Here is an 18,574-nt window from a genome sequence, read left to right on the forward strand (position 1 = left end):
GCCTTTAAAAGCGTGTCGGTTCGAGTCCGACCACTGGTACCAATACTAAAACAATCTAGCCTCCTCTTTTGGAGGTTTTTTTGTGTCAGTCGTATTTGTCGTGGTGCTTACATCTCTATTTCGTGTTGCGTGACAGCACTAATTTTTATGGGGACGGCAAAGCTCCATGGTGTACCAGCACGGCAGTGAAAGTATCCGTCATGAAATGACACGATATAAGCAGTAAAATCATTATCATAGTGATCCATCATGGCTTGCTCATCACTTTCATCACAGACCGCACACCATATTTGTTTATGTCCGCCTGCTAGCATCGCTCGCGTTAAATCGCTCCCTTTTAGTTCATTATTCATCTTTAGCTCCTTAATTCTTTTAAACACCTTGAAAACTATGCAGTTTTAAAGCGTTAATATTACCAAACACCTTTTTCATGTTTGGTACGAGCCATAAGCAGTGTCTTTTTTTATTTATAAAGAGGCAAAGAAGACACTGTTTATCGTTCCCCCGTGATTGATTACGTTGGAGATTCTAGTGTAGAACACCAGCGTCAAAACTGTAACATTTACCTAAAATATTCATGACAGACGGTTAAATTGTCGTGATAAAAGGTAGCGAAGAAAAACCAAATTTAATAAATGTAGTATTCTGCATAAATGGCATTTTTATTCCACTAACGATTGATACTGACGTCAAGCGGTGAAGTCAGATAAGATAACAGTTATGACAGCTTCTACAAATCCGAGCCTTCGTAAGATTATTCATATCGATATGGATGCTTTTTACGCCAGTGTTGAACAGCGTGACTTTCCTGAGTTGCGTGGTAAGCCATTGGTTGTTGGGGGCGATCCGAATGGTCGCGGTGTGGTCGCAGCGGCCAGTTATGAGGTACGGCAATTTGGTGTCCGTTCCGCTATGTCCTGTTATGAGGCACGCAAACGTTGTCCAGCGGTCATCTTTGTACGTCCGCGTTTTGAAGTTTATCGAGCCGTCAGCAGCAAAATTCGTGAGATCATGTACGACTTAACGCCTCTTGTGGAACCCTTGTCATTAGATGAGGCTTACTTGGATGTCACTGGCTTGCAAGTTCATCAAGGTTCAGCGACGTTAATGGCCAATTGGCTAAGGGCGCAAATCCTAGCGCACACAGGTTTAACGGCTTCGGCTGGGGTATCATTTAACAAGATGTTGGCCAAAATCGCCTCGGATATCAATAAACCCAATGGCATAGCCGTGATCACGCCAACAGATGCTGACGCCTTTATCAGTACGCTACCTATCGAGCGCTTTCACGGTATTGGCAAGGCCACTGCCAAGCGTTTACACGCGATGGGCGTGAAGAGTGGCGCTGATCTTAAGCACACGCCAGCTGCGGTATTGGTGCAGGAGTTTGGCAAGCGCGGACAGTTCTATCATGATATTGCTCATGGCCGTGATGAGCGTGCGGTAAAACCTGAACGTACGTATAAGTCTGTTGGTTCGGAGACCACATTCAAAGACAATTTACACAATGATGATGAACTGCGAGTCCAGATTTATGAACAAAACAAAGATGCGTTTCATCAGATGCAAAAAAAACAGCTCATTGCCTACACCATTACGTTAAAAGTCAAATATGCAGACTTTACTCAAATTACGCGCTCACACACCCTATCGACTGCTTTTGACAGTGCTGAATCCGCACATTATTGGTTAGATAAGCTGTTTTTAGACATTCCACGCGAGCTGCCTATTCGCCTCGTCGGCGTTACCTTCTCATCATTAGCACCAGCTGCCCAGTTACGGCCGCAGTTAAATTTATTTGAGTAATGTAGTCCATAATTTTTTTATAGAACTTTGCTGATTATTATTGAAGTTTACTTAGGCTATTTAAAAAATACAGAGCGTTTTTATGCGTCTGCGTTTCTATTAAACTGTCCTTTCATAGCCTCATTTCTGCTACAATTACGCCAAAATTTACATTCATTTAAAGACTGATTATGACCAACTCTCACTCTGTAGATACTGATACTAGCGCAATGATTGATTCCGATAAAAATAATGACACTTTGAGTTATCTGAGCGTCGATGACTACGATTATGAGCTACCAGATAGCTTGATTGCTCGCTATCCGCTGTCACAGCGTTCTGCTTCAAAACTTCTGTATTTGCCCTCCAGTGCACAAAAAAACCCTACCCAAGTCGAAGATCGCTTGTTTGCTGAGTTGCCGGACTTATTAAATGAGGGTGACTTAATCGTATTTAATGATACCAAGGTAATGAAAGCGCGTTTGTTTGGCCAAAAAGACACTGGCGGTAAGGTTGAAATACTGATTGAGCGTTTGGTTGATATGTCAGACTTGGATACAGCGACGCTGCACCTAGAAACAACAAACGAGACACCCGTCAATCGAGAGCACTTTGCCCTTTGTCATGTCAAAGCCAGTAAAGCACCCAAGCTTGGCCAACGCCTGCACCTTGCCGATGGTCATATGAATGCGGTGATGGTTGGCCGTCAAGATAACTTATTTATCCTAGCGTTTGAGGCACCTATTTTACCGCATTTAGAGCTCTATGGTGAGTTGCCTATTCCGCCTTATTTTGAGCGCCACGCTGATGAGACAGACAATACCCGCTACCAAACGGTCTTTCACGATCCAACCAAGCTTGCGAGTGTGGCGGCCCCTACCGCAAGCTTACACTTTGATGAATCCGTACTCAGTAAGCTTACGGCAAAAGGTGTGAATACGGCTTTTGTGACGCTACACGTTGGCGCTGGTACGTTTGCTCCTGTGAAAACAGACAACCTACTCAATCACACCATGCATAGCGAATATGCCCATCTGCCGCAAGCCACTGCCGAGCTTATTAATCAAACGCATGCAAATGGCAAAAAAGTCATTGCTGTTGGCACGACCGTCACGCGCGTTCTCGAAACGGCGTATCAAAAAACCGCCAGTGATGGACAAGCCCTTTCTAGCTGGTCAGGGGATACGGATATATTTATTTATCCAGGGTTTAAGTTTGGGGTCATAGATCGCTTGTTGACCAATTTTCACTTACCCAAATCAACTCTGTTAATGCTGGTGTCGGCGTTTTCGGGTAAAGCGGCTATTGAACAGGCTTATCAGCATGCCATCAAAAACCAGTATCGATTCTTTAGCTACGGTGATGCGATGCTGCTTGATAAAAAATCTGACTGAACACGATAAAGACATTTTTTATGGTGTGCCCAACAGTTATGAAATAAACTGGTAAACTAAACACTATTTTGTTATAACAGCAAAGATAACTTATCTTCATCTCCTAAAGGGCGGCTCATGTCTTGTCATTTATCTCATCGCTTGACTCCTGTATATCGCGCGATATCAATGACACTTCTCTGTTCGGTGGGCTACGTCGCTCTCATGTCGAGCACACAAGCTGCTACGATTGGCAAGACGGTTGTGACCTCTGCTCAACATGAGCCCCTCACTGCGAGTATTATGGTCACTGGCATACAAGCAGCAGACTTTTCCGCCAGTTTGGCAAGCCCAGTCATTTATCAGCAAATGGGACTTACCCCAACGGACTCCATGACGATACGCTTTACGCCTACCTCGGCGACCAGTGGTCAAGTATTTATTAGTACCTCAAAGCCTGTGTCTAAACCTTTTGCTGATGTGGTGTTGGCCATAAACGATAATGGTCAGCGCAATGTCGTCCCTAAGACTTTACTGATGCCACTTAGTGATAGCCTACCGATTGACACGACAAAACATATTGTGACAGGCGCCAAAAAACCCAACTTGCCAAGCGTTTCTGCCAGTGTGGCTAAACCCTTGACCGTTCGAGAAGGGGCACCGCCGCCACTCATATCAGCGCCTAGTAGACAAGCCTCTAGCATTCAAACCCCTACTGTGACCGCTACCCCACAAAGCAACCACCTGGCTTACGCCCCTAGTCGTTTAGATAGCGGCCGCTTAGCTGATGCCCGCTTAAACTCAGACAACAGTGCTGTGACCATTCGTACTAATAATGGTACTAATAATACCGACAGCAACTCTGTTCAGCGTGCAGCTCATAATCAGACGGGTAACAAAACCGATGTAAATGACGCGGCCACAATCCGTGGTGAAGCGTTAGTGAAGGACAGTAATACGCCTACTACAGTCACTACTAACAAACCCTTGGACGTGTTAAATATACAAGTCACGCGTCAAATACAGCCCAGTGGTCAATCAGAGAAGGGCATGGTCACTACTACGCCTACTCTTTCAGCCCCAGAACACAGCGAAGCAAATACTCTAAAGACCGTTTCAGCCAGTAATGTACCTGCCAGTACCGTTGAAGCGGCAACGCCTAACGTAGTCCATAGCAGTAGTAGTACTAACACCGTCGCAGCTAATAGCACTACCGCCCAGTATCAGGTGCAACGCAACGATAGTCTATGGGTTATAGCACAGAAAATCGCGCAAGAAAACAATCTAGATATCCAAACAGTGATGAAACAGATTCAATCACAAAATCCGGACGCTTTTATCAATAAAGATGCGGATCAATTAAAAGCAGATGCCAAACTACACTTACCTAGTTACGACGTCATACCCTCACAAAAAGACCTAGAAGCTGCTATCAGTGCGCAACGACTGTATAGTCGCAGAACGAATCCACTTGTGCCAAAAAAATCCGCCAAGTCACCCTCCAACATATCGTCTGAGACGACAAAAGCGGCCAAACGTTCTGATAAACCAACGACCACTAAAACACAAACATTACCAAAAGCACAGTTTTCAGTGCTAGCGCCTGGTAGTGATGGCCGTGCAGATGGAACACAAGAAAAATCAGCAGCGACAACAGGCAACGGTGTCAGCACAGATATATTGGCCACGCTTAAAGCCTCAAGACAAACTGCCGCGTCACAAGCTCAGCGCTTGTCAAAAACCAGTAGTGCACTGGATAGCTACACTAAAAAGATTCAACTACAAAACCAAAAACTGGCTGAGCTACAAGCTCGTCTTAAAAAACTACGCAATCAATAATTGCCTGACTGATCAACACAGTGTGCCATGATCATAGGCGTGGGAGTAACTATGGACAATATGCTATATATCATCGCCGGATTGGTGCTTATCTTATTAGTCGCGGGTTTGGTACTGCGCAAACAAAAAGCGCAGAAACCTTCAGTACCACCGTCAGGCAGGAAAGTAGCTACGCCAACTGCAACGGCTAAAACGGATCATAATACTCCTGCCCAAAGCAGTAAAGGTGATGACAAAAAATTCGACCATATTACCATTGCCCAACGCTTTATAGATCAACAGCGCTATGACAAAGCGATAGAAACGCTCAATCGTGGCCTTAACGAAAAGCCGCATGACAGCCAGTTGTCGCTGAAGCTACTTAGTGTATACGCTACTACCAATGAGCCAGAAAACTTTCAACACGTGTATGACGCTATCAAAACTCAGAACGATGCAACCAGCATCGCACGAGCCGATGAGCTAAAGGCCCTATTTTTTGAAGAGCAGCATCAAGCAGTGACACAAGAGGTGCCAATAGAAGATAACCCCAACTTTGAAAGTATTGAGTTTGATTTAGCGAGCAGTCCAGTCGCTGACGAAAATAGTGGTACTTTGATAGACGCGCCTAGCGCCACCCCCACACTTTCAAATGATTTGCATGAGGATAACGCTGCCAGTGAAAATGAAGCAGACGACTTTGACCTTAGTCTGAGCGATTTTGAAAATGACTTCGATGAACCCAACACTACTAGCGTCTCTCCTGTCACATCGTTAGATAGTACAGACTTAGATAGTACAGACCTAGATAACACAAACGATGCTAGCCGTGATGTCTCCACCACGGATGACGCTATCACCAGCGAAGACACTGACATTAGTGACTTTGATTTTAGTTTTGACGCATCTGAAGAAAGCACGACACTGACAGAGTCCCCTGTCCATCCAAATAGCCCTGATAGTGCGGCTGAAGAGTTGTCGCTAGATAATGAAGAATTTATTTTAGACTTTGACGATTTAGCGAGCGATGTCGATAAAGAAACGGAACAACCTGCCGCTGAAGCATTGGCGCTTGATACCACTCAAGCAGATGACAATGACTTTACTTTATCTTTAGACAGTTTAGACGAAACAAATAGCCCAGAGACAGTATTAGAAAACGAAAATCCTGTGTTTGCAGATGACAGTAGCGATAGTGATGGTTTTATTCTTGAAGACGCTGATGTTGAAGAGAGTAAACTTGAAGACAACGATATTGAGAATGGTAAACTTGCAGAACTGTCCCTCGATGATGACTTACAACTCGATGATGACCTAGAAATTGCGCTTGATGAAGAGTCTAGTACCACACCAACTGCTCCGTTGTTATTTGATGATCACATTTTAATAGACGATGACTTCGATCTTGACTCTCTGTCTGACTCACCAACAGCAGCCACCCCAGATGCTCCGGTTGAAATCAACACTGACATTACTACTGAAGCAGAGGCGGAAACAGCAGAAGACTTCTCATCACGTTTTTCAGCAGACTTTGACTTTGTGAAATCGTTAGACAGTCATCAAGTGACGCTAGACTTGGCGGCTCAGTATCTACAATTAGGCGAATATGACAGTGCCAAGCGTTTGCTGAATGAAGTGATGGTTCAGGGTAATAGTGAACAGCAAAATCAAGCCAAAGCATTACTTGAGCGTACAGCGTAGTAAATCGCCCGCTCGCGCAACAGCAGGTATTCTATCATTGTGGGATACTTGCTGATTTTTTTGCGTTCAACCGTTATATTATGACTAGCCTCTTTTTTCTCTCACACTTTTTTATTGCACCAAGACTATACTATGCCCTCTTCTGCTATGACAAAGACCCTCTCTGATCCCATTCAACTGATTTATGCTGGTGGCACCTTTGGTAGCTATGGGCGACCCTTAGCGCCATTATCAGCAGAAGTGTTTTTACCCACGTTACAAAAACTCTTGGCTGATCAAGATAATGCTATCAATTTGCCGAAAATTTCATGGTTAGATAACCCACTGATTAAAGACAGTAGTCAACTGACGCCTAGCGATTTTACGCACTTCTATCAGCTGCTGCTAACAGCATATGCGCAAGGTGACAAGCGCTTTGTGGTCATCACTGGTACTGATACCTTAAGTTATTTGGGTGCATTTTTAGCAGAAGCCTTCGCAGGTAGCGATATTTGTGTCGTTGTCACCGGAAGTATGCGCCCATTATTGGACAGCGAGAACCTACATGCTTATAGTATCGATGCCCATAGCGATGCTTGGGACAACCTTAACGAGGCGCTAAAACTAGCAGCGGCTGGTGAGGCAGGTGTCAAGATAAGTTTTGGCGGTGAAGCTTGGCCTGCGCAGACAGTACAAAAGATTCACAGTCATGATTTGATGGCATTTACCGGTCATGCTCGGGCAGCATATCCAGCCAATAGTTATATAAAAAACCTCTCAGATATCCGCCGGCAGCATTGGCTTGATGATCGGCAAGAAATATTAAGTAGCATTCAAAGCCGCGCTCACTATGCCCGCGTTCATGCTTTATACTGTTTGCCGAATGACGTTGAGGTCATCACTCAACAACTCCAAGCCCTATTATCACAGCAACCCTGTGGCATTATTCTATTAGGCTTTGGCGCTGGTAACATTCCTTATTCAAAAGCCTTGGCAGATACGCTAGAGCTGGCTCATGAAAAAGGACACATGGTGATATGTGCCAGCCAATGCCCGTTTGGGGGTGTTAGCGATAACTATGCCGCTGGCAGTTGGCAATATGACCATCATGTCATTGCTGGTGGTCGTTTAACCATTCCTGCTATTTATGCACGGTTACTGTGGTTACTACTACGTTATGACACCCCAGCAAGGCGCAGACAGCGCTGGTTGAACAGTATCAATCAAACTGGCACGACCATCAAAAAACGGTAAACCACCATTCATTATTCTCACTTTATAAGCGCCGAAACGCCAATGTCCCAGACTAAAATCAGTAAACCTGAACGTTCGCCAACTTACACGTTAGCGATTGCGATTGAATTTTTAGGCACACATTACCACGGCTGGCAGCGGCAACGAGAGGTGCTGGGTGTGCAAGAGGCACTAGAGACGGCTATTGGTAAAGTCGCCAACGAGCCAGTAGAGGTCATCGCCGCTGGGCGTACCGATGCCAGCGTGCATGCCAGCAATATGATTGCCCATTTCACCACTCACGCGTATCGTCCCACTCACAACTGGTTGCGCGGCGTCAACAGCTTACTACCTGACGATATCGCGCTACGCTGGGTACAACCGATGCCAGCTGACTTTCATGCGCGCTTTGGTGCTATTGCCCGTCGTTATCGCTATATTACGCTCAATCAAACGCAACGTCCGGCGATACTCAATCATCAAGTGACGCACATCTATGAACCTCTCGACTTAGCAGCAATGCAACGGGCAGCGGCTGATATCGTTGGTACTCACGATTTTAGTAGTTACCGGGCGGCGGCTTGCCAATCCAATCAGCCAGTGCGTAACGTCAGCCACGCAAGGCTTTTTGCGCATGGTCAGTTTATCGTTTTTGACATTCAAGCAGATGGGTTCTTACACCATATGGTGCGCAACTTAATGGGCACCTTACATGCCATTGGCAAGCATGAGTTAGCACCAGACGATTTTTTGAATATTTTGAATAAAAAAGACCGTACCATTGCACCGCCTACCGCTTCTGGTGACGGCTTATACTTTATTAATGCTTACTATCCTGAGCGCTTCCAACAACTGTTGCCAGACGCGCCTTTAACCCCTGTTTGGCTCAATTTACCTGATTGATATACATATCACTTACAGGCTGTCAAGTCAAAACCAGGTTTCGTATTGCTTTAATCCGCTAACTTACGTATAATATGGGCTTATTTTTAAATGATTGATACAAATTATGGCAAAAGACGATATTATTGAATTTGAAGGCGAAGTCATCGACACCCTTCCTAATACTTTATTTAAAGTTCGTTTAGAAAACGGACACGAAATCATTGCGCACATCTCTGGTAAAATGCGTAAGCATTATATCCGCATCTTGACTGGTGATAAGGTTAAGGTTGAAATGACGCCTTATGACCTGTCTAAAGGTCGTATTACTTACCGTGGTAAAAACTAAATTTTGCTTAACTAAAATGGTTATAAAAGCATTTTTGTAAATACAGCCAGCTACTAACTATTAAATAGCTTCTTTATTACTGATATGAATGCTTGAGTGGTTTAACTGATAATAATAATGAAAATGCTAATCTGCTCATTATTGCCTATCAATGTTTTAGTGTTCAATAAAATTCCTTTTTTACCATAAAAAATACCGCTCATTTCAGCGGTATTTTTTTGTCTGGTTGCTACGGTTTATTGGAATAAAAACGTCACCTCAAGATCAAGGATTTATTTAAATTCAACCGTCGCATCATCCTTAATCACGCCCAAAAGCGCTAATGCATCCCAATTGGTCAACCGTACGCAACCCGCTGAGGCCTGACGGCTAATGCGAGCGGGATCTGGTGAACCATGAATACCATAGGAAGGCTTGCTAAGACCAATCCAAACCAATCCGACTGGGTTGTTAGGACCAGGAGGTATGATAGATTTTTCTCCATCATCGGCTGTGTACGTATAGTTAGGCTCATGAATTTTCACTTCTACGGTGTGGGTTCCTGTTGGCGACGGGGTTGCTGTACTACCCACTGTCGTCGGATAGCTGGCAACTAATTTGCCATTTTCACCGTAGGCATATAATGTTTGGGTCGCCTTGTCCGCAACGATGCGGCTAACAAGCTTAGTATTAGGATTACCGGGATTATAGACAGTGATCGTCTCACCCGCAGTAAAACTGGCGTTAGGGTTCAGGGCTTTTAAATACTTCTCGCTGAGATGAAATTTTTCTGCTAATGCTTCTGGGATACTTTCATAGTACATGCCATCAAGTTTGGCTTTGGCTTCAGCACTAGCAGGAATAGTGGTCGTCGTGACATTCACGTCAGCATCAGTCAGCTGATAATTTACCAACACTGGCTGCCCCGCGAGTTTTTCGTTGTTGGTCAGTGCTTGCCATGTCTCATTGTTTAGAGTGTCAGTAACAGTTAGACCATTTGCCTTTTGGAACGCTTGCATTGCTTTACGAGTATTTTTGCCCCAATAGCCGTCCACAGGTCCAGCACCATTATGATGCCAATTCAACAACGCCTGCAATTTCGTACCAACATTACGGTCTACATCTGACCCTGCGGTCCAAGTGGCGTCATTTACTTTTTTGGCCACGGTTGATAAGTTATCTGTCGTATACTTGATAGTAGGAAGTAACTCGTTTAGCGATGTTACCGCCTTGCTATCTCCTTTGAGCTTTTGACTGACGCCATTGGTCACGGGGCTGATATCTTGAGTAGTATCTGTTGCATTACCGACACTCGCGCTATCCGTCGTTGCGGCAACGCTCTGCCCCATAAACATAGCCGTAGAGACGCCAATCATAGCTAGCGCCGTGCTCATTTTTTTTAATTGATACATATCACACTCCTAATTTTTTATAAAAATCGTTATTTTTTTTGTTAAGGTTATCAAGGTTTGTTATTTTGAATTTTTGACCCTTTCATGATGAAGTTTATTGAAAGCCGACGTTTCATCCCTGATACCTTCTAAGGCAGCCATCAATTTTTGTTCCTTTACAAGTATACTTATGGTGCCATAACCCTGTGTGAGCATATAACAGCTTTGTGTTAAAAAGACCTGCCTTGTACAGTGTCTCTGTTAATGATGGCTCATCATTTACGCTGCATTGTTAGAATCGAGATTCTATTAGCCATTTTTCTCTTCATTGAGATCAGTGTCCTAACACCAATAATAGCGCCATAAAAAACCCATAAATTGCTTAGCAACTTATGGGCGGAACAATCACAAAATGAGAATGGCAAAAATTCTATAAAAAATACGGCTGTACGAGAAGTGGTTTGTTTATAGCAGCTTGGCCAACACGGCTTGACCCATTTCTTGACAGCCTACCTGCTTCAATCCAGCTTCACTGCTATCTAAGATATCAACAGTACGAAGTCCATCATCTAAAACATCACTTACCGCTTGCTCGATCACTTGGGCGGCCGCTTCTTGCTTAAACGTATAACGCAGCATCATGGCGACAGACAAAATAGTGGCCAGTGGATTGGCTTTATCTTGTCCAGCAATATCAGGCGCCGAACCATGGCATGGCTCATACATGCCTTTACCTGCTTCATCAAGGCTGGCTGACGGTAGCATACCAATAGAGCCTGTTAGCATCGCAGCTTCATCAGATAAGATGTCACCAAACATATTGCCCGTCACCATAACATCGAACTGTTTAGGGTCTTTAATCAATTGCATACAAGCGTTATCCGCGTACATATGCGACAGCGCTACATCGCTATAGTCCGCTTGCTGCATTTGGGTCATCGTCTGCTTCCACAGCTCGGTGACCTCTAAGACGTTTGCTTTATCTACTGAGCAAACTTTTGCGGCCGTACCCGCGGCTTCGGCACGCGTTTTTGCCAGCTCAAATGCAACCTTACCGATACGTTTGATCTCGCTTGTACTATACACCATGGTGTTATAGCCTTGCTGCTCGCCATTTTCTAACGTGCGAATACCACGTGGCTCACCAAAATAAATACCACCTGTCAGCTCACGTACGATCAGCAAATCTAAGCCTTCAATGATCTCAGGTTTGATACTTGAGGCATTGGCAAGCTGCGGATACAGCTTTGCCACGCGTAGGTTGGCAAATAACCCAAGCTCCCCACGAATTTTCAAAAGGCCACGCTCAGGACGTTTGCTACGTTCAATACCATCCCACTTAGGCCCACCAACGGCCCCCAGTAACACCGCATCTGCTGCACGTGCGCGCGCCAACGTCTCATCAGGCAAAGGCTCACCAGTCGCATCAATGGCCACACCACCAATCAAACCCGATTCTAGGGTCAAACCTAAAGCAAATTTTTTGTTGACAGCTTCGAGCACATCAATGGCTTGAGTCATGATTTCAGGGCCGATACCATCGCCTGCTAATGTTAAAATCGTTGCCATACTGGTCCTTTTGAATAGGTGGTTTATATTGATTAGAGACTTTATTAATTAGAGACACTGTAACTTAGAGGGTACGAATAAGTTTGAAACTCTAATGCGCTAGTTATTTTGTTTTGGCTTTTTTACATAAGACACGACTGGCACTGCCTAAATCATGCTGGTTTCCACAAACTCACCTTGATGCTCAGTATCCAATTGCTTACAGAAGCGGCGCTGTACTTTACTACCTTGCAGCAGCTCAATACAGAGAGGCTCAGGTGAAGCGGTTTCTAGCAAACTCCCAGAACGCTCGCTAGATTTTTTTTGATAAGCACGCAGCTGATAGGTGCCCGCCTCAACAAAGTCATGAATCATCGCAAAACGCTCAACATAACCGATGTTGTTTTCTGGATAGAAATTAACGTGGACTTCGCGCTTTGCCGGCATGACCCGCGCGTAGTAGTTGGTCAGACCTGGCATCCCAGACGCGGCTAATGGAACTATTTTGATGGCACTTTTATTGGCGAGTGGAGCCACTTTCATATTCGCTGGTACTTTTACCGTATTTTTGGCCGCATAGACACTTGGTACATTGACCAGCATCCTCGAATTGACGGGTTCATGAGTGTCTGGGGCAATAACAAGCGTTTTATCTATCTGTACAATTTCGCAGTGATAAGTACCCACACAGGCAATATTCACTTCACCAGCAATAGGATGGATTTTACCTGCCCACTTCTTAGCACTTTCTGCCTCATCTATTTTCTGATAGCCAGTTAATAGCTGACAGCCTGACAATAACAAGCTCGTAGCAAAAATTGTACCTGTCCATAGAGCATAACGTTTTTTATTCATAGTGGTGGCTACTCTTCATAAGAGAAATGATAAAATATTGTAGAAAACTATCCTTCATTTTAGCCAGTTCACCCTCATAACTCAACGCTGCATTGCCGCTGTTCAGCAGTTTTCTGAGTAATAGCTTATCGATTCACTACTTATGCGCGTACTTCGTTAAATATCCACGGGGTTTTTTGCATCATCTTATGCTCATAGTTTTTAATAGCGTCGCTTTGCTGCAAGGTTAAGCCAATATCATCCAGTCCATTTAATAGGCAATGTTTGCGAAAAGCATCCACTTCAAACGCGTACTCTTCACCCGTTGGGGTAATAACCACTTGACGCTCAAGATCTGCGGTAAGCTCATAGCCTTCATTGGCAACCGTGGCTTTCATTAAGATATCGACAGTGGCCTCATCCAATACAATTGGGAGCATACCGTTTTTGAAGCAATTGTTATAAAAAATATCAGCAAAGCTTGGCGCAATGACCGTACGAAAGCCATACTCTGAGAGGGCCCAAGGGGCATGTTCACGACTAGAGCCACAGCCAAAGTTTCGGCGCGCCAGTAAGATACTCGCCCCTTGGTAACGCGGCTGGTTTAAGACAAAGTCTGGATTGATAATGCGTGTGCTATTGTCTTGACCTGGATACCCTTCATCGAGATAACGCCAGTCATCAAACAGATTTACGCCAAAGCCTGTACGTTTAATAGATTTCAAAAACTGTTTTGCAATAATTTGATCGGTATCGACGTTTGCGCGATCAAGTGGGCAAACGATCCCGGTTTGAGTGTTATAAGCTTGCATAAAATGTCCTGTCCATTATTTTTTATTGATGAGAGGTGGTCACTAGTCATTACTAGCGACCAAGCCCCAGTCTTAAAATGTTCTTACATCAACAAAGTGACCAGCCAACGCGGCGGCGGCGGCCATCGCGGGACTCACTAAATGTGTACGTCCGCCATTGCCTTGACGACCTTCAAAATTACGGTTAGAAGTGGAGGCACAGTGCTCTTGTGGCTCAAGCTTATCAGCATTCATTGCCAGACACATCGAGCAACCAGGCTCACGCCACTCAAACCCTGCCTCCGTAAATAAAGTGTCTAAGCCTTCAGCTTCGGCTTGTAGCTTTACCTGTCCAGACCCAGCAACGACGATCGCTTCTTTGACATTATCAGCAACTTTACGGCCTTTGATCACGGCTGCCGCATCACGCAAATCCTCAATACGAGAGTTGGTGCACGACCCAATAAATATACGATCAAGCTGAATATCAGTAATTTTCTGACCGGCTTCTAAACCCATATATGTATAAGCACGCAACCAGCCCTCTTCTTGCGCTTCATCAGCTGCTTGGTCAGGTGTGGGAACCGACTGCGTGACATCCACGACCATTTCAGGCGATGTACCCCAAGAGACTTGCGGCGCTATCTCACTACCATCAATCTCGACCACCGTATCAAACACCGCATCATCATCTGAATAGAGGGTGCGCCAGTAAGCTTCCGCTTGCTGCCACTGTGATTCGTTTGGTGCATAAGGACGACCTTTGACATAATCAATGGTGGTGTCATCGACGGCCACCATACCCACGCGAGCACCCGCTTCGATCGCCATGTTACAGACGGTCATGCGACCCTCCATACTCATGTCTTCAAACACTTGTCCTGCAAACTCAATAGCATGCCCTGTCCCGCCAGCCGTGCCAATTTTTGCAATGATAGCGAGCACCACATCTTTTGGTGTCACGCCAGCGCCAAGCTTACCAGTGACACGGATTTGCATGTTTTTCGATTTTTTTTGAATCAAGCACTGCGTTGCCAAAACGTGCTCAACCTCTGATGTGCCAATACCATGTGCCAAACAACCAAGTGCGCCGTGGGTCGCCGTGTGCGAATCCCCACAAACGACCGTCATGCCGGGTAACACTAAGCCTTGCTCAGGACCAACAACGTGCAAGATACCTTGACGCGCATCGTTGATGGTAAATTCTGCAATATCAAACTTGGTACAGTTATCATCGAGTGTGACCACTTGCAAGCGTGACACTTTATCTTTAATACCAGGTACGCCTTCTAGACGCTCTTTGGTCACCGTTGGCACGTTATGATCGGGACTTGCGATATTGGCAGACAAACGCCATGGCGCCCTATTAGCCAGCTCTAAGCCTTCAAACGCTTGCGGACTCGTCACTTCGTGCAACAGATGGCGATCAATATAAATCAGGCTCGAACCATCATCACGTTTGGTGACTTCGTGAGCGTTCCAAAGTTTGTCATATAACGTTTGACCGGCCATGTTGCTATCCTTTATGAGTTGCTGACGACTGAATTTTTCGTTTGCTGACTAGTAAACGAGCGTCTTATTTAAATGTATGTCTATTTAGCACCGCTTTTAGAGCCACTTTATGTAAACTGCTGTTTGAGAGTAGCTGCTTTTTTAGCGTAACAGTCATTTTAAAACAGACACATCGCTTACCTGTCATTTTACCTTTATTACTACATTGGGCTATCAGAACGCGCTTTATACGGCAAATTATCAAGATAATAGAATAAATATGTCACAATACGCCCTGATGTCTTGTGATTATAGCAGGCTAATCCTATAATAATAATTGATGATTTTTAACCAGATACAAACTTTTATTTCTAATACATTGTGATTAGGTTAGCCAACTTTTATTTATAGCTCGCTAAGTAGCTAAGGACATCCGTTTGAACACCACAAACTTAACGACATTCGTTACTGTCATGCACACAGGCAGTATTTCAGGCGCTGCAGAAAAGCTGTTTATCACACAGCCTGCGGTCAGTAAGCGCATCAAAAACCTAGAAGATGAGTTTAACATTACTTTGTTTGACACGGTAGGTCGCGGGATTGTGCCCACCCAAGCTGCCAGTGAAATGCTTCCGCATGCCAAGCGCTGGTTAGAAGATTATGAGAATTTCAAAATCAACCTACAACACTCTCAACATATTGTCTCTGGTAAATTAGTCATCGGCACCAGTCACCACATTGGTTTGCACCATTTAGCGCCTGTGCTTAAGCATTTTATTCAAACTTATCCTGCCGTGCAGTTAGAAGTGCACTTTGTCGATTCAGAAAAGGCACACAAAGCGGTATTGGACGGGGATTTATCATTGGCTTTTGTTACCCTGCCCCCTGTTTATGATAAGCGTTTGACCTATCATACGCTATGGTCAGATCCGCTCTACTTTATGACGGGCACGCTCTCACCATTGGCGACCAAGTCCAATGTGACCTTAGAACAATTGGCACGTTACCCTGCTATTTTGCCATCTGCCAATACCTTTACCAGTCAGATTACGTTGGCCGAATTCGCTAAGCATAATCTCAAGCCTTATGCCACCATGAGCACCAATCCACTTGAGTCGATTCGCATGTTGGTGTCTGTCGGGCTTGGTTGGTCGGTGTTGCCCCAGACAATGATCAGTCAGGATTTAGAACGTATTGACATGGCGGATAACATTGAGTTGCAGCGCTATCTAGGCGTGGTCATCAATCCAAAGCTGACTCAATCTAGCAGTGTGACCGCGTTACTAGATTTACTCGCCCCCATTGAATAGGAACTAATGCGACGTTTGGCGTGCGGGCCTGCTACTCAAACAGAAAAGTACGCCATTCGCATTTGTGACAGTCATACGTTATAATACGGCTGACGTTGTTTTTATAACAAATTTTTACCATAAGAGTACTGATAGTCATATATTGAACACTTCGAGTAAGATATGATGGTTGACAGTAGGTTTAATGGTTTTAAATGATTGGTTATATAGGCGGCTTATATTGAGATATCACTAGCAGATGCGAGCAATAAAAATGCACAGACGGAATGCGAGATTCCGGTTGCTTCTCACCCCTGCTTATTCATATTAGCCCTAGAACAGCATCAATCATATAAAACTAACAGCAAATACTGAAACAAGCCATTATGTCCTACTTAATGGCTTTTTTCGTCTTTAGATATTGTTTGGGACATCGTCTGATAAAACTTAATCTTTATAGTTAAAAATAATTACAGCCAACGATGTTGGTTAAGGACAATTATATGAACGGAGTTTCTAGTGGCGTGCTGATATCACTTGGCGCCTATTTTTTAGTGATGATTGGGATTGGCATTTACGCGTATTTTAAGCAAGCCAATGATACTGAAGGCTATATGTTAGGAGGGCGTAATTTAGGCCCAGCTGTCACTGCCCTTTCGGCTGGTGCATCAGATATGTCAGGTTGGTTACTGCTTGGCCTACCGGGTTACATGTATGCTGACGGTGTGGTTAGTGTCTGGATCGCGCTTGGTTTGACACTTGGTGCGTTTTTAAACTATATCATCGTGGCACCTCGTCTTCGCGTTTATACCGAAGTCGCTGACAACGCCATCACTTTACCTGATTACTTCGCCAACCGCTTCGAAGATAAATCGCACATGCTGCGCGTTATCTCTGCTGTGGTTATCATTCTATTCTTTACCGTCTACACGGCAGCAAGCTTAGTAGGTGGTGGTAAACTCTTTGAAAGCTCGCTCAACCTATCTTATAGTACCGGCCTTTGGGTTACTGCTGGTGTGGTCGTTGCTTATACGCTCTTCGGTGGTTTCTTAGCCGTATCAATGACTGACTTTGTACAGGGTATTATCATGCTGTTTGCCATGGTAATCGTACCTGTGGTCGCCTTTACGGATCTTGGCGGGGTTTCAGCCACTTCGGAAGCTGTTAGAAACATTGATCCAAGCTTGCTCAATATCACTAGTGGTATGAGTATTCTTGGTATTGTCTCATTAATGGCATGGGGTCTAGGGTACTTTGGTCAGCCGCATATTATCGTACGCTTTATGGCGATTCGCTCAGTAAGAGACGTTCCTACTGCACGTAACATTGGTATGAGCTGGATGATCGTGAGTCTGATTGGTGCACTGATGACTGGTTTTGCTGGTCGCGCCTACGTACAAAAAACCGCCATGACGCTAGATGATCCTGAGACCATCTTTTTAGTCTTTACTCAATTCTTATTCCATCCATTGGTTTCAGGTTTCTTATTAGCGGCAATTTTGGCAGCCATTATGAGTACCATCTCATCGCAGCTGTTGGTGGTATCAAGCTCTCTAACCAAAGATGTTTATAAGTTATTCTTTGATAAAGACGCACCAGAAGCTCGTCAAGTACTGGTCGGTCGTATATCCGTTATCATCGTTGCACTCGTTGCTATTTTATTGGCTTCTAATCCAGACAGCTCAGTACTGAACTTGGTGTCTAACGCTTGGGCAGGATTTGGTGCAGCTTTCGGACCGTTGGTGATTTTCAGTCTCACATGGCGCCGTATGAACCGTAATGGCGCAGTTGCCGGTATGGTCGTTGGTGCATTGACTGTTATCCTATGGATCTATGGTCCTTTCGAGATGAATGGTATGGCACTTAATAGCTGGTTATACGCTATCGTTCCAGGCTTTATCTTAAGTACCATTGCTATCTTTGCAGTTAGTATCATGACTGGCGGTCCAAAACCTTCAGTATCTGCTAAGTACAAAGAGATGGAGCTAAACCTAAACAAGTAAGTTGATACCCTATCTTATCGCTATAAAAAAACCTCGTCATTGTTGGCGAGGTTTTTTATGGAAGGTGACTTACTATCTCTATGCAGACTTGATAAGTTATAAGCTTAAACGACTCTTACTCCGTACCT

At 44.6% G+C, this 18,574-nt stretch carries 15 protein-coding genes; 9 read left to right on the forward strand and 6 right to left on the reverse strand.

Going from position 1 to position 18,574, the window contains the following annotated elements; genetic code table 11:
* Positions 1-107: 107 nt before the first annotated feature.
* The gene (locus tag JFC06_RS04535; protein WP_193006679.1) at positions 108-353 is read right to left on the reverse strand and encodes a hypothetical protein; all 246 of its coding nucleotides are present in this window, start codon (positions 351-353) and stop codon (positions 108-110) included.
* Between the two features lie 367 nt (positions 354-720).
* Between JFC06_RS04535 and dinB the strand changes: the two genes are divergently transcribed.
* The 7 genes from dinB to infA all read left to right on the forward strand — a co-directional run bounded on the left by dinB (position 721) and on the right by infA (position 9,120).
* Positions 721-1,806, forward strand: coding sequence for a DNA polymerase IV (gene dinB, locus JFC06_RS04540; protein WP_193006678.1), 1,086 nt, complete (start codon positions 721-723; stop codon positions 1,804-1,806).
* Between the two features lie 209 nt (positions 1,807-2,015).
* The gene (queA, locus tag JFC06_RS04545; RefSeq protein WP_406947929.1) at positions 2,016-3,179 is read left to right on the forward strand and encodes a tRNA preQ1(34) S-adenosylmethionine ribosyltransferase-isomerase QueA; all 1,164 of its coding nucleotides are present in this window, start codon (positions 2,016-2,018) and stop codon (positions 3,177-3,179) included.
* Positions 3,180-3,383: 204 nt separating this feature from the next.
* The gene (locus JFC06_RS04550) at positions 3,384-4,997 is read left to right on the forward strand and encodes a type IV pilus assembly protein FimV (RefSeq protein ID WP_227685564.1); all 1,614 of its coding nucleotides are present in this window, start codon (positions 3,384-3,386) and stop codon (positions 4,995-4,997) included.
* A gap of 51 nt (positions 4,998-5,048) precedes the next feature.
* Entirely contained in the window at positions 5,049-6,677 is a 1,629-nt protein-coding gene (locus tag JFC06_RS04555; RefSeq protein WP_198334124.1) for a FimV/HubP family polar landmark protein, read from the forward strand.
* A 132-nt stretch (positions 6,678-6,809) separates the two neighbouring features.
* A complete protein-coding gene (locus tag JFC06_RS04560; RefSeq protein ID WP_226949556.1) occupies positions 6,810-7,910 on the forward strand; it encodes an asparaginase in 1,101 nt (366 codons plus the stop codon).
* A 42-nt stretch (positions 7,911-7,952) separates the two neighbouring features.
* Complete coding sequence (truA, locus tag JFC06_RS04565) at positions 7,953-8,792, forward strand: tRNA pseudouridine(38-40) synthase TruA (RefSeq protein ID WP_198334125.1); 840 nt, start codon at positions 7,953-7,955, stop codon at positions 8,790-8,792.
* A 106-nt stretch (positions 8,793-8,898) separates the two neighbouring features.
* Positions 8,899-9,120: a translation initiation factor IF-1 gene (gene infA, locus JFC06_RS04570; protein ID WP_021814850.1), complete on the forward strand. Its 222-nt coding sequence runs from the start codon at positions 8,899-8,901 to the stop codon at positions 9,118-9,120.
* A gap of 272 nt (positions 9,121-9,392) precedes the next feature.
* Here infA and JFC06_RS04575 read toward each other — a convergent pair whose 3' ends face one another.
* From JFC06_RS04575 to leuC, 5 genes are all read right to left on the reverse strand, one after another.
* Positions 9,393-10,511, reverse strand: a complete 1,119-nt coding sequence (locus JFC06_RS04575; protein WP_198334126.1) for a L,D-transpeptidase family protein — start codon at positions 10,509-10,511, stop codon at positions 9,393-9,395.
* Between the two features lie 444 nt (positions 10,512-10,955).
* Positions 10,956-12,059 carry a 3-isopropylmalate dehydrogenase gene (leuB, locus tag JFC06_RS04580; protein WP_198334127.1) on the reverse strand — a complete coding sequence of 368 codons (1,104 nt, stop codon included), beginning with the start codon at positions 12,057-12,059 and terminating at the stop codon, positions 10,956-10,958.
* A 147-nt stretch (positions 12,060-12,206) separates the two neighbouring features.
* The gene (locus JFC06_RS04585) at positions 12,207-12,893 is read right to left on the reverse strand and encodes a hypothetical protein (RefSeq protein WP_193006671.1); all 687 of its coding nucleotides are present in this window, start codon (positions 12,891-12,893) and stop codon (positions 12,207-12,209) included.
* Between the two features lie 140 nt (positions 12,894-13,033).
* Positions 13,034-13,684, reverse strand: a complete 651-nt coding sequence (gene leuD, locus JFC06_RS04590) for a 3-isopropylmalate dehydratase small subunit (protein WP_198334128.1) — start codon at positions 13,682-13,684, stop codon at positions 13,034-13,036.
* Between the two features lie 72 nt (positions 13,685-13,756).
* Positions 13,757-15,175, reverse strand: a complete 1,419-nt coding sequence (gene leuC / locus JFC06_RS04595) for a 3-isopropylmalate dehydratase large subunit (RefSeq protein WP_198334129.1) — start codon at positions 15,173-15,175, stop codon at positions 13,757-13,759.
* A 416-nt stretch (positions 15,176-15,591) separates the two neighbouring features.
* Between leuC and JFC06_RS04600 the strand changes: the two genes are divergently transcribed.
* Both JFC06_RS04600 and putP read left to right on the forward strand, forming a co-directional pair.
* Positions 15,592-16,464, forward strand: coding sequence for a LysR family transcriptional regulator (locus JFC06_RS04600; RefSeq protein WP_193006668.1), 873 nt, complete (start codon positions 15,592-15,594; stop codon positions 16,462-16,464).
* A 482-nt stretch (positions 16,465-16,946) separates the two neighbouring features.
* Positions 16,947-18,446 carry a sodium/proline symporter PutP gene (gene putP / locus JFC06_RS04605; RefSeq protein WP_198334130.1) on the forward strand — a complete coding sequence of 500 codons (1,500 nt, stop codon included), beginning with the start codon at positions 16,947-16,949 and terminating at the stop codon, positions 18,444-18,446.
* Positions 18,447-18,574 lie beyond the last annotated feature (128 nt).

Origin of the sequence: Psychrobacter namhaensis (genome assembly GCF_016107545.1) — a bacterium.
GTDB lineage: Bacteria > Pseudomonadota > Gammaproteobacteria > Pseudomonadales > Moraxellaceae > Psychrobacter > Psychrobacter namhaensis.

What these genes read in the sequence shown, in the direction of transcription:
- truA (WP_198334125.1), top strand. Translation starts at nt 7,953, where the DNA reads ATGTCCCAGACTAAAATCAGTAAACCTGAACGTTCGCCAACTTACACG.
- leuD (WP_198334128.1), bottom strand. Translation starts at nt 13,684, where the DNA reads ATGCAAGCTTATAACACTCAAACCGGGATCGTTTGCCCACTTGATCGC.
- putP (WP_198334130.1), top strand. Translation starts at nt 16,947, where the DNA reads ATGAACGGAGTTTCTAGTGGCGTGCTGATATCACTTGGCGCCTATTTT.
- JFC06_RS04550 (WP_227685564.1), top strand. Translation starts at nt 3,384, where the DNA reads ATGTCGAGCACACAAGCTGCTACGATTGGCAAGACGGTTGTGACCTCT.
- leuC (WP_198334129.1), bottom strand. Translation starts at nt 15,175, where the DNA reads ATGGCCGGTCAAACGTTATATGACAAACTTTGGAACGCTCACGAAGTC.
- JFC06_RS04560 (WP_226949556.1), top strand. Translation starts at nt 6,810, where the DNA reads ATGCCCTCTTCTGCTATGACAAAGACCCTCTCTGATCCCATTCAACTG.
- queA (WP_406947929.1), top strand. Translation starts at nt 2,016, where the DNA reads ATGATTGATTCCGATAAAAATAATGACACTTTGAGTTATCTGAGCGTC.
- JFC06_RS04555 (WP_198334124.1), top strand. Translation starts at nt 5,049, where the DNA reads ATGGACAATATGCTATATATCATCGCCGGATTGGTGCTTATCTTATTA.
- infA (WP_021814850.1), top strand. Translation starts at nt 8,899, where the DNA reads ATGGCAAAAGACGATATTATTGAATTTGAAGGCGAAGTCATCGACACC.
- JFC06_RS04585 (WP_193006671.1), bottom strand. Translation starts at nt 12,893, where the DNA reads ATGAATAAAAAACGTTATGCTCTATGGACAGGTACAATTTTTGCTACG.
- dinB (WP_193006678.1), top strand. Translation starts at nt 721, where the DNA reads ATGACAGCTTCTACAAATCCGAGCCTTCGTAAGATTATTCATATCGAT.
- JFC06_RS04575 (WP_198334126.1), bottom strand. Translation starts at nt 10,511, where the DNA reads ATGTATCAATTAAAAAAAATGAGCACGGCGCTAGCTATGATTGGCGTC.
- JFC06_RS04535 (WP_193006679.1), bottom strand. Translation starts at nt 353, where the DNA reads ATGAATAATGAACTAAAAGGGAGCGATTTAACGCGAGCGATGCTAGCA.
- leuB (WP_198334127.1), bottom strand. Translation starts at nt 12,059, where the DNA reads ATGGCAACGATTTTAACATTAGCAGGCGATGGTATCGGCCCTGAAATC.